This window comes from Parabacteroides sp. AF39-10AC, assembly GCF_003635405.1.
Lineage (GTDB): Bacteria > Bacteroidota > Bacteroidia > Bacteroidales > Tannerellaceae > Parabacteroides > Parabacteroides distasonis.
The window spans coordinates 107,254-118,449 of sequence record NZ_QTLP01000017.1 but is presented as its reverse complement, the minus strand read 5'-3'; the positions used below and the strand labels follow the sequence as shown (position 1 = coordinate 118,449).

10 protein-coding genes are annotated in these 11,196 nt (G+C 47.8%); 4 read left to right on the top strand and 6 right to left on the bottom strand.

What is annotated here, in order from left to right; all coding sequences use genetic code 11:
- Positions 1-108: 108 nt before the first annotated feature.
- Entirely contained in the window at positions 109-648 is a 540-nt protein-coding gene (locus DW033_RS15890; protein ID WP_005860644.1) for an RNA polymerase sigma-70 factor, read from the bottom strand.
- 257 nt (positions 649-905) lie between these two features.
- Between DW033_RS15890 and DW033_RS15885 the strand changes: the two genes are divergently transcribed.
- On the top strand, positions 906-3,161 hold the full coding sequence (locus DW033_RS15885) for an inorganic phosphate transporter (RefSeq protein ID WP_044545184.1): 2,256 nt from the start codon (positions 906-908) through the stop codon (positions 3,159-3,161).
- Between the two features lie 56 nt (positions 3,162-3,217).
- Here the strand turns inward: DW033_RS15885 and DW033_RS15880 are convergent, their stop codons facing one another.
- Positions 3,218-4,090, bottom strand: a complete 873-nt coding sequence (locus tag DW033_RS15880) for a hypothetical protein (protein WP_009276618.1) — start codon at positions 4,088-4,090, stop codon at positions 3,218-3,220.
- Positions 4,091-4,286: 196 nt separating this feature from the next.
- Between DW033_RS15880 and DW033_RS15875 the strand changes: the two genes are divergently transcribed.
- The 3 genes from DW033_RS15875 to phnW are packed head-to-tail and all read left to right on the top strand — an operon-like array spanning position 4,287 to position 7,570.
- Complete coding sequence (locus DW033_RS15875) at positions 4,287-5,630, top strand: DUF5690 family protein (protein WP_122382924.1); 1,344 nt, start codon at positions 4,287-4,289, stop codon at positions 5,628-5,630.
- 34 nt (positions 5,631-5,664) lie between these two features.
- The gene (gene phnX / locus DW033_RS15870; protein ID WP_005863985.1) at positions 5,665-6,453 is read left to right on the top strand and encodes a phosphonoacetaldehyde hydrolase; all 789 of its coding nucleotides are present in this window, start codon (positions 5,665-5,667) and stop codon (positions 6,451-6,453) included.
- A gap of 31 nt (positions 6,454-6,484) precedes the next feature.
- Positions 6,485-7,570, top strand: a complete 1,086-nt coding sequence (gene phnW, locus DW033_RS15865) for a 2-aminoethylphosphonate--pyruvate transaminase (protein WP_122382923.1) — start codon at positions 6,485-6,487, stop codon at positions 7,568-7,570.
- On the opposite strand, the gene DW033_RS15860 is transcribed toward phnW, so the two are convergent.
- The 4 genes from DW033_RS15860 to dapB are packed head-to-tail and all read right to left on the bottom strand — an operon-like array spanning position 7,554 to position 11,196.
- Positions 7,554-8,183 carry a WbqC family protein gene (locus DW033_RS15860; RefSeq protein ID WP_121962220.1) on the bottom strand — a complete coding sequence of 210 codons (630 nt, stop codon included), beginning with the start codon at positions 8,181-8,183 and terminating at the stop codon, positions 7,554-7,556. The genes phnW and DW033_RS15860 overlap by 17 nt on opposite strands.
- Before the next feature lie 2 nt (positions 8,184-8,185).
- Positions 8,186-9,046, bottom strand: coding sequence for a signal peptidase I (gene lepB, locus DW033_RS15855; RefSeq protein WP_005863992.1), 861 nt, complete (start codon positions 9,044-9,046; stop codon positions 8,186-8,188).
- Between the two features lie 19 nt (positions 9,047-9,065).
- Positions 9,066-10,463 (bottom strand): S26 family signal peptidase, encoded by a 1,398-nt coding sequence (locus tag DW033_RS15850; protein WP_005863994.1) that lies wholly within the window; start codon positions 10,461-10,463, stop codon positions 9,066-9,068.
- Positions 10,464-10,479: 16 nt separating this feature from the next.
- Positions 10,480-11,196 carry a 4-hydroxy-tetrahydrodipicolinate reductase gene (gene dapB / locus DW033_RS15845; RefSeq protein WP_005860661.1) on the bottom strand — a complete coding sequence of 239 codons (717 nt, stop codon included), beginning with the start codon at positions 11,194-11,196 and terminating at the stop codon, positions 10,480-10,482.

Here is an 11,196-nt window from a genome sequence, read left to right as displayed (position 1 = left end):
TTAGGTGAAAGGAGTCAGTCGAAAGATTGGCTCCTTTTTTTGGTATATACACCGGCCGTTGTAGAGATGTGGCACGCTACGTCTTTACAAAGAGGGAACGTGGATAGATTAGTCGTTTATTTCTTTAGCTAGAGATTCCCGTAGTTTTCGGACTGCCGTGGCGATGTGGGCTTCTAATGTCTTTACTGATATTTCTAGGATATTTGCCGCATCCTTATATTTCATCTTATCTTCACGGATCAGTTTAAAAGCCATCTTGCATTTATCCGGGAGTGTATTGATCGCCTCATTTAAATGATCGATGCATTCTTTGGAAATAAGTTCTTCCTCGGGCGTAGTATCGGTATGCGCAAATAAATCGATCGTATTCTCATCGATCTGGACTTTCTCCATATGCTGTGTCCGGTATAGGCTGATGGCTTTGTGGCGGGCTATGCCATAGATATAAGAATCGAAGTTAGAGATCTCCGGTAATGACTTTCTATTATTCCAAAGACTTAGAAATGTATCAGAGACAATTTCCTCAGCTTCTACAGAGGAAGGCACATAAAGGGATGTAAACCGCATTAGCCTCTGAAAATAGGCTAAATAAAGCGATTTAAAAGCAGTTTGAGAATCGGATAGCGCGATTTCACAGACCCATTGCATTATTTCTTTGGAGTGTTTTTCCAAGTAACTAGAATCTTGTTAACTTATTTCCCTTCTAAATATATAGTCGCAAATGTATATAAAAACCCTTAGTGGATCTCTCTCTTAAAAGAGAAATACTTGATGTTAATTTCAACCTAATTTCATATCTGGTTGTTTTTGAATCTAATCCGCAGGTTGTAACATCATTGTAATATGTATGTAACGGATGCGAAATAATTGTTTCAGAACTTTGCGCAAGAATTATAACAATCAGTATGGAAACATTTTATTTGTTCTTGGTCATATTTTTGTTTGTATTGGCCATCGTAGATTTATCGGTCGGTGTTAGTAATGATGCCGTGAATTTCTTGAATTCAGCTATCGGCGCGAGAGCCGCATCCTTTAAAGTTATTATCGCTATCGCTGCTGTGGGAGTCTTTGTCGGAGCGGCGTTATCCAATGGTATGATGGATATCGCCCGGCATGGTATTTATCAACCCCAGCATTTTTATTTCTCGGAGATCATGTGTATCCTTGCGGCCGTTATGCTTACGGATGTGGTGCTACTGGATATTTTTAACTCGTTAGGTATGCCGACCTCGACAACGGTTTCCATGGTGTTTGAGTTGGTGGGTGGAACGGTAGCGATCGCTTTGGTAAAGATCGCTAGTTCTTCAGGCGCTTTGCAATTGGGGGATCTGCTGAATACCGAAAAGGCTTTTACCGTGATTCTGGGTATCTTTCTTTCTGTGGCGATCGCTTTTTTCTTTGGTGTGATCGTGCAGTATCTGTCCCGGATCTTGTTCTCGTTTAATTATAAGAAAAGCTCTAAATATTTTATTGGTCTGTTCGGAGGTTTAGCGGCCACTTCCATCATTTACTTTATGCTGATAAAGGGATTGAAGACAAGTTCTTTTATGACGGGTGAGTTCAAGGATATGGTGTATGCCAATACGGGGATGATCGTTTTGGGATGTATGGTATTTTTTACGATCTTGATGCAGGTATTGCATTGGTTGAAGGTGAATGTATTCAAGGTAGTCATTTTGATGGGTACGTTTGCCTTGGCGTTGGCTTTTGCCGGGAATGACTTGGTGAACTTTATCGGAGTCCCCTTGGCTGGCTATTCCTCTTATATGGACTTGATGGCGCAGGGAGGGACCACTACCACGGATACATTTTTGATGACCTCCTTGTTGGGACCGGCCCAGACACCTTGGTATTTCTTGGTGGGTTCCGGGGTCGTGATGGTAATCGCCTTGGCTACCTCCAAAAAGGCTCAGAACGTGGTGAAGACTTCCTTGGATCTGTCTCGTCAATCGGATGGAGAGGAGTCTTTCGGTACATCGCCTGTCGCACGGGTATTGGTACGGAATTGCAGTAATATATCCGCTACGATATTAAGTATCGTGCCCACTCCGGTTAAGAACTGGATTGATAGCCGTTTCAACCAAAGCGAGATGATCATGGATGACAAGGCTAGCTTCGACTTGGTACGTGCCTCGGTGAACGTGGTTTTGTCCGGATTGCTGATCGCTTTGGGAACCTCCTTGAAATTGCCTTTATCTACGACGTATGTGGCTTTCATGGTCGCTATGGGTACTTCGTTGGCAGACCGTGCTTGGGGGCGTGAGAGCGCCGTATATCGCATCACAGGCGTATTGTCCGTGATAGGTGGTTGGTTCATTACGGCAGGGGCTGCTTTTACGATCTGTTTCATCGTCGCTCTTTTGATTTATTGGGGAGGTATTCCAGCTTTGGTCGCTATGATTGGTTTGGCGATCTATTCGTTGGTTCGTAGCCACTTCGCTTATAAGGCTAAATTGCGGAAAGAGGCATTGAAGGAGGAGGTGAATTCTACGGTGTCTAAACTTCGTAAGGCTACGGATACCCGTGAGGCTTTGGCACTGTTCCGCGAGCATAGCCGTGAGGAATTACAATCCGATCTGGATTTTACGGCGGAAGTATTCGGTAAGGCGGTAAATGGATTCATGAATGAGAACCTCCGTGAGTTGCGCAAGGTCTTGACTGCCGTGGAGGAGAAGAAGATTCACTTGAAGCAAGTGAAACGTGTCGGTACGCTTGGCGTTACCCAATTGGATCACGATATCGCCGTGGAGAAGGGGCTTTATTATTATCAAGGAAATGACTTCGCCAGCGAGATCATATTCAGTATCCGTCGCTTAGCAGAACCGATGAAAGATCATATCGATAATAATTTCAGCCCGTTGAGTCCGGTACAGAAAGATGATTTTGGTAAGGTATCTGAACAAATCATCTCCTTCTTGAGAAATTGCGCTACTATGATCCGTAAAAACGATTATATTGGTTTTGAGGAGCTGATCGCTGAGTCGATTACCTTGATGAACCAACTTACCGCCTTGAAGAAAGGGGAGTTGAAGCGTATCCAAGGGCAGTCCGGCAGCACGAAGGTGAGCATGGTTTATTTGAACATGGTACAAGAGGCCCAGAACGTGGTTTCTTTTACGGCGAACCTTTTGAAGGTGAGCAGGAAGTTCCAGAAGGAATAATCAGTCTCTATTCTATTGGGATGGTGGGAGACGGGGCATGCCCCGTCTCTACTGGTTTATAGGGTTAGCATCTTCTTTTCTTTGACTAAATCACTCTCGTCCATCCGCAGGGATGGGACTGTACACATCTTGATAAAATCTCCTGTTTGGCAAGTATAATCATAGTAGGCCTGTTGTTCCGGGGTAAAATCTTCTTTATCGATCAGTCCGCTTTTCCGGCTCATGAATTCATCGATCTCCGTGCTTTCTGATTCCTTGATAAGAAGGATTCGGCGGGCAATCGGGTTACGATTATAATCCTGCCCGATGTATAATCCTCGTAATTGGCGGGGATTCTTGAAAAATGGTATTTGCAGGTATATCGTTACCATCGTGAATTGGGGCGCTTGGTTCTCGTTCAGCATGCAATGGAAATTCTGAGGATCGGGCATGATCCCGAATCCCCATTGAGCCTCTCCATAAGCGCTGATCCGCCCTACACGGACTTGATTATCCGAGGGGGAGAGTAGGAAGGGTTCCATCTTGAGGCAGTCCGAGGAGGAAGAAAGGCTGTAACTGGTATAGATTCCTTTGAAAGCCTCTATTTTAGAGGCGGAGAGCCGTGTCTCCTCCATCAATTGCTTGGCGAAAGGATTATCTTTTAGGCTATCCGGTTCGGCGAGCTCCATCTGGTCTAGGCGAAGGATCATCTCCTCTATATGGGAAAGCAAACGTTTTTTCGACACGTTATTCACTAGGGCGAGCGCCGAGTCCAGCGCTTCTTCCGGCGGGTAACTCTTGATGCCCTCGAAATAATTCGGCAATACGGTCGTATATAGGGAGGACAATATGCTGGGAGCCATATCGATCCAGTCGGCTATCTCTTTCATCTTAACCCCATTGCTTCGTAGATATTCGATCTTTCGGTAGAATTCTTGAAGATTGTTCATGTGTTTATATTCTTGATTTACCTTACAAAATAAGAGGACATATGTTGCGTTTCCGTTTCATGAATGTTACATAAATATTTCTTTATAATTTATTGATTCCTAGTTGGGTATTAATAATATACATTCATGGGTTCAGTAATATGTCTGTAACATGGCGGCTGTACTTTTGCCTTCGAAAATAAAACGACAGAAGATTATGGACACTGCGATACAGAGCAATAAAACATCCCGGAAACGGATTTCCGATCTCCTTTTCATCCTATGGGCCGGAGGGGCCGCCTTGCTTTCTTATTCCTTGGTATATATGTTGCGTAAGCCGTATACGGCTGCCGCTTTCGAGGATCTGGAGGTATTCAATATGGACTATAAGGTGGCGGTCACGATCGTGCAGATATTGGGATACGTGGTGTCGAAGTTCATGGGAATTAAGTTGATATCGGAGTTGCGGCGGGAAGAGCGTTTGCGGTTCATCTTGATGTCCGTGGTGATGGCGGAACTTTCGTTGGTATTCTTCGGGTTGCTCTCGGCTCCTTATAATATAGCGGCGATGTTCTTGAACGGGCTTTCGCTGGGATGTATGTGGGGGATTATTTTCAGCTTTATAGAAGGACGTAGGATGACGGATGTCCTCGCTAGTTTGTTGGGCGTAAGTATGGTGATCAGTTCCGGTACGGCGAAGTCTGTCGGCTTGTACGTAATGGATACGTGGCAGGTCAGCGAGTTCTGGATGCCCGCCTTGATCGGGGCGGTGGCATTGCCTTTGCTAGCCTTGTTGGGATATGCGCTGAACCGACTTCCACAGCCTACGGAGGAGGATATCGCCTTGAAGTCGGAGCGGGAGACCTTGAACGGGCGGCAGCGTTGGGAGCTTTTCAAGAACTTCATGCCTTTCTTGACGATGCTTTTCGTGGCGAATATAACGATCGTGGTGTTGCGGGATATCAAGGAGGACTTCTTGGTGACTATCATCGATATGTCCGGTTACTCGCCTTGGTTGTTCACGCAAATAGATAGCGTGGTGACCTTGACTATCTTGGCGATCTTTGGTTTGATGGTGCTCGTGAAAGATAATTTTAAGGCGCTTTCAATCCTGTACGGTTTGATTATTACGGGCATGATGGTCATGGCGTTCGTGTCGTTCGGGCAGGAGCGGATGGGATTGAGCCCGGTGACATGGCTTTTCTTGCAGAGCCTTTGCCTGTATATGGCTTACTTAACCTTCCAGACGATTTTCTTCGATCGCTTCATCGCTTGTTTCAAGATACGGGGAAACGTCGGTTTCTTTATTGTCTTAACTGATTTTCTGGGGTACACGGGTACGATACTGGTATTGGTGCTAAAGGAATTCGTGGGTACGGGATTGGACTGGGAGGTATTTTATAACCAACTTGCCGGATATGTAGGGATCTTTTGCTGCGCCACTTTTGTCGCTTCCTTCGTATATTTGCGGCAACGCTATCGCAAGGAGACCGCTTTATGTGGCTGCGAGGAAATAGCAACTCTTGAACCTACCGAAAACAATGTCCTTACGATCGCTTAAACAAGAAAATTATTAAATACGATACATACAGAATATGAAGAAGATTTCAGGTGTCATTATGGATTGGGCCGGTACGGCCGTGGATTATGGATGCTTCGCTCCACTGAACGCTTTTCTCAAGGTATTCTCGGAAGAGAAAGGGATTGATATCACTTACCGGCAGGCCCGTGAGCCGATGGGTCTCTTGAAGATCGATCATATCAAGGCGATCTTGAGCATGCCGGAGGTGAACGAGAAGTTCCGTGCCTTGTATAAGAGGGACTGGAACAAGGGGGACGTGGATGAGATGTACGCTAGTTTCGAGAAACATTTGTTCGCTTCCTTGAAGGATTTCACCACTCCGATACCGGGAGTCTTGGAGACGATGGCGATGCTTCGCGAGCAAGGTATAAAGATCGGCTCTACGACCGGGTACACGGCGAAGATGATGGAGATTGTCCGTCCCGGAGCCGAGGCCAAAGGATATAGGGTAGATAATCTGGTGACACCGAACGAGGTCCCGGCCGGTCGCCCCGCCCCGTATATGATCTATAAGAATATGATAGATTTAGCGATTCCTTCCGTAGATCAAGTGGTGAAGGTAGGAGATACGATCGCTGATATTAAGGAGGGCGTGAACGCCAAGGTATGGAGCGTCGGTATCGTGACCGGTAGCAACGAGATGGGCGTGAGCGAGGAGGAATATAACAGCCGTCCGGCGGAAGAATGGGAATCTCTGAAGAAAGAGGTGCGTGAGCGTATGTTGGCGGCGGGGGCTCATTTCGTCTTGGATACGATCGCCGAGCTGCCCGCTTGCATCGAGAAGATTAACAACAGGAATTAAGCTTGATAACCGAATAGAATAAAACAATCATATGAGAAACTATTTATTATTGACACCGGGCCCGTTGAGTACGTCGCAGACGGTGCGTGAGGCCATGCTTCAAGATTGGTGTACGTGGGATAAGGATTATAACGAGGGTATCGTTACCCCGATCCGTAAAGGCTTGCTGGCGATAGCGGGACTGGACGGGGATGAGTACACCAGTGTCCTGCTGCAAGGTAGCGGAACGTATTGTGTGGAGGCTACGATCGGGGCTGCTGTCCGTCCGGAGGATAAATTGTTGATCCTCGCTAACGGTGCTTATGGCAAACGTATGGCGCAGATCGCCGATTATTATCATATCAATTACGTACTGGTCTCTTTGCATGAGACGGAACTGGTAACCGGCGAGGTAGCCCGACGTGCCTTGGAGGAACATCCCGGTATCACGCATCTCTCAATGGTACATAGCGAGACCACGACCGGTTTGTTGAATCCGATTGAGGAGGTAGCCGAGGTGATCAAGGGCCGGGGGATTACCTTTATCGTGGATGCGATGAGCAGCTTTGGCGGTGTCCCTATCGACGTGAAAGGTTTAGGTATCGACTTCTTGGTCAGTAGCGCGAACAAATGTATTCAAGGAGTTCCCGGCTTCGGCTTTATCCTCGCCCCAAAAGATAAATTGATGGCGACGAAGGGGAATGCCCGCTCGCTTTCCTTAGATATCTATGCCCAGTGGGAAGCGATGGAGAAAGGGGGAGGCAAATGGCGTTTCACGTCTCCGACGCACGTGGTTCACGCTTTCTACCAAGCGATGAAGGAATTGAACGAGGAAGGCGGTATCACGGCTCGTTATAAGAGATATCAAGAGAATCACCAGATATTGGTGGAAGGTATGCGTGGATTGGGTTTCAAGACCTTGCTGCCCGATGATGCCCAAGGGCCTATTATCACTTCGTTCTTATATCCTTCCGCGGATTTCGATTTCACCTCGTTCTACGCACGGCTGAAGGAGAAAGGCTTCGTGATCTATCCGGGTAAGATCTCGGATGCGGATACGTTCCGTATCGGTAATATCGGAGATATCTTCCCGAAAGATATGGAAGCCTTGATACAAGCGATTAAAGAGATCCGGTAATCGATGCCCGTAACGTAACGAGTCCTTCGGGGCCCATATTGAACAGCAAATCAGCAATACTCAGATTGGGGAGGAATCCGAATTTCTCCCGGAATACTTGATAATAAGGTTCCGGGTGGAAGGCGGGATCTTCCCCTTCGTGTTTCGGGCGGATCGTTTCCCGGAAATCGTTGGCTACCTCTGGCTCATAATGCTCGGTGTAGACGACTGCGGGTTGCATATCCAACAGGTCACAGACTAGACGGCGCAGTTCCTCGTTGAAGTCGAGGAGGAACTCGTATTTCTTTTCGTAGAAAGGAGCGAAGTCATCGGCATAATACTCGAAAAACGGACTCATATTGTAGGCCGATACCAAAGCGTTCCAGTGTAGGTGCCGCCAGTTTCCGTGGTCGGAGATACGGATGTCCTTGGTCTGGCATTTCAAGGTATCCGGCTTGACGATGGGGATGGATAGGGAGAGTGGGCCGTTCGCGGCGGCGATGGAACAACGGTTACGATAGGTTTGCTTCACGTAATTCTCGGCGGTCTCGATACGGACCTCCGGGTATTGGAGCATCTTACAATATTGTTGTATGGGGCCTAGATAGGCGGTCGCTATATATACAGGTCGCATGATTAATGAACGGGTTTAAAGATTCGTTGTTTGTCGGGGCTGTACCAGCAGAGCCAAGCGTTGCCGACGATATGGTCGGCCGGTATGAAACCGAGATGGCGGGAATCTACCGCCTCGTTGGTATTATCGGACAGTACCCAATAGTAGTCTTGTTGGAAAAAGAAGAAATTAGTCTCCCGCCCGTCCAGATATAACTTTCCGTCACGGAAGGAAGCTTTACCATCCGTCTCCCGCATGATGATCTCCTTGCAGGCGGTGAGCGAGGCGGCGTCCAGCGGGTAAGCCCGGTCTTTCCGGGGGACGATCAACATGTATTCTTGCATTTGTTCCCCGATAAAATGACGGTTTATGGCGTCGGGCAATTCCTCCCTCAATTGATATTCCTCGAAAGCCGTGAGGCTGAGCATACAGCCGAAACTTTCCTGCCTGAAATCCCTAAGTGGGATGTCCAACTTCTCTAACGTCTCCAAGAACGTCTCCTTGGCGCTCAGTGTTATGAAATAGGAACAGAGGGAGCGAGGAGAGCGGGGGATTTTCTGCCCGTTTATCGTATATCCGTCCATGCTGACCCGGATCGTATCGCCCGGCATACCGATGCATCGGCTGATGAATAAGGGAGCATCCGCTGAATCTCGAGAGAGCGGGCTGGTAAAAAGCACGACCTTGCCCCGGACGGGCTTATTCTTCCCCGGTATTTTATTGACTAGGATATAATCCCCTTTATGCAAAGCCTCTTCCATAGAGTCCGTGGAGATGCGATAGGACTCTATGCAGAAAAGGCGTATGAGCATGACGATCCCCGCGGCTAGCGCGAAAGCTGCCAGCCATTTCATGAGAACTATCAGGAATCGTTGGATTGTCATAATACGAAGTTTTCACCTCTTAATCCGGATGCACCCAACGGAACAGGCGGTTCCAACGGATACCACCGTCGAACAGACTGCGATCCTTGTCCAAGGATAGCCAAACCAAGATCGGCTTGCCGACAATGTGATCCTCCGGTACGAAACCCCATGAGCGGCTATCCGCGCTATTATGGCGGTTATCGCCCATCATCCAGTAATAATCGTATTTAAACGTATAGGAAGTCTCGGGCTTGCCGTTGATGTAGACCTTGCCGTCCTTCACTTCCAAGGTGTTGTTCTCGTAATTCTTGATACAACGGCTGTACAACGCCAGATTACGTTCGTCCAACGGGATGGTAGCCCCTTTCTTCGGGATCCAAAGCGGCCCGAAGTTATCACGGGTCCAGCCGGTATTGTATCCGACCGGATAGGTAGGGCCGCCCAACGTCTCCGGCTCGATGATAACCTTCTTCACGGTAGGTAACTTCTCCGCTATCGCCAAGGCCTTTTTCGTGAGTGGCAGGCGATATACCGGGTTGTACTGTCCGTTTGCGTTAGGCGTAAAGCCTAGGTATGACAATAGGTTCTGGTAATAACCGCCGCTGGAGGCCAGCATACGGTCATCCTTGCTTACGTCCATCAAACGGAATTGCTCCTCTGTGATCGGGGAACCGTCTGTTTCGATGAAGTAGTTGAATTGCATATCTTTCGGGTTCTCGGCGGGTTTACCGTCTATGTACACTTGGTTGTCTATGAGTTGGAGCGTATCACCCGGCATACCGATACAACGCTTCACGTAATTCTCCCGTTTGTCGACCGGGCGGTACATAACCTCGCCGAACGTGGCCTTATCCAATAAGATACGTTCCCGTCCGTACTCCTCGACCAAGGAGTAGTAATCCGGGTTTTGCACTTTCACGGCGATCGTGTCGCCCGCGGGGAAGTTGAACACTACGATATCATTACGTTTCACATGGCCCAAACCTTTCACCCGTTTGTAGCCCCATTCCGGCCAATCCAGATACGATTTACAGTTTAAGATAGGCAACGTATTTTGTACCAACGGGAAGGAGATCGGAGTGTTCGGAACGCGAGGGCCGTAACTTAATTTGCTGACGAACAGGTAATCTCCTACCAGCAAGGATTTCTCTAGGGAAGAACTCGGTATCTGATAGTTCTGGAAGACGAACAAATTGATGAAATAAACGGCTACCAGCGCGAATACGATATCGTCCACCCATTCCAATACGTTGCGTACCGCCGGGTTCTTAGACCGTTTCCAAGCTCCCCAAGGGATGTAGTGCGTCAAGAATATATCGACTAGGACGATTAATCCCAGCAGTAACCATAAGTTTTGCATCCAGATAGCGAACAACGTGTATAATACGGCCGCTATACTAAACTTGATCCATTGTTTTTTCGTGAACTTCTTCATCTTTTAGCTAATACGTTTAGAATTTGAATAAGTCATTCATGCCTAGGAAACCTTTCTTTCCGGCGGTAAACTCTGCCGCTATTACGGCGCCTAGCGCAAATCCGGCACGGCTCTTGGCATCATGCTTGATACTGATCGTATCCACGTCCGACTCATACGTGATCTCGTGGATACCCGGAACCTCACCCTCACGGATAGCGTGGATCGGCAGGTCGGTCGCGCTCTCGGCGTTCTCTAAGGTCCAGCGGTCTTTACGATCGATGTTTTCCAAGATTCCTTCGGCCAACGTGATAGCTGTTCCACTGGGTGCGTCCAGCTTGTGGATATGGTGGACTTCCGTCATTTTAACGTCGTAGGAGGGGAAGTTGTTCATGATTTTCGCCAGATACTTATTCATGGCGAAGAAGATATTTACGCCGATGCTGAAGTTGGAGGCGTAGAAGAAGGTTTTGCCCTCTTTCTCGCATTTCTCCTTGATCTCGCCGATACGGTCCAGCCATCCGGTAGTACCCGATACGACCGGCACGCCTACCTCGAAACATTTCATATAGTTATTGAAAGCGGTAGCCGGGGTAGTAAACTCAATCGCCGCGTCGGCGCTCTTGAACGCTTCTGAATATATATCCTCAGCGTTATTGATATCTATGATGGAAACAATTTGATGTCCTCTTTGGATGGCGATCTGCTCGATCGTTTTGCCCATTTTCCCGTAACCTATAAGTGCAATTTTCAT

What these genes read in the sequence shown, in the direction of transcription:
- dapB (WP_005860661.1), bottom strand. Translation starts at nt 11,196, where the DNA reads ATGAAAATTGCACTTATAGGTTACGGGAAAATGGGCAAAACGATCGAG.
- DW033_RS15875 (WP_122382924.1), top strand. Translation starts at nt 4,287, where the DNA reads ATGGACACTGCGATACAGAGCAATAAAACATCCCGGAAACGGATTTCC.
- DW033_RS15885 (WP_044545184.1), top strand. Translation starts at nt 906, where the DNA reads ATGGAAACATTTTATTTGTTCTTGGTCATATTTTTGTTTGTATTGGCC.
- DW033_RS15880 (WP_009276618.1), bottom strand. Translation starts at nt 4,090, where the DNA reads ATGAACAATCTTCAAGAATTCTACCGAAAGATCGAATATCTACGAAGC.
- DW033_RS15850 (WP_005863994.1), bottom strand. Translation starts at nt 10,463, where the DNA reads ATGAAGAAGTTCACGAAAAAACAATGGATCAAGTTTAGTATAGCGGCC.
- DW033_RS15860 (WP_121962220.1), bottom strand. Translation starts at nt 8,183, where the DNA reads ATGCGACCTGTATATATAGCGACCGCCTATCTAGGCCCCATACAACAA.
- phnX (WP_005863985.1), top strand. Translation starts at nt 5,665, where the DNA reads ATGAAGAAGATTTCAGGTGTCATTATGGATTGGGCCGGTACGGCCGTG.
- lepB (WP_005863992.1), bottom strand. Translation starts at nt 9,046, where the DNA reads ATGACAATCCAACGATTCCTGATAGTTCTCATGAAATGGCTGGCAGCT.
- phnW (WP_122382923.1), top strand. Translation starts at nt 6,485, where the DNA reads ATGAGAAACTATTTATTATTGACACCGGGCCCGTTGAGTACGTCGCAG.
- DW033_RS15890 (WP_005860644.1), bottom strand. Translation starts at nt 648, where the DNA reads ATGCAATGGGTCTGTGAAATCGCGCTATCCGATTCTCAAACTGCTTTT.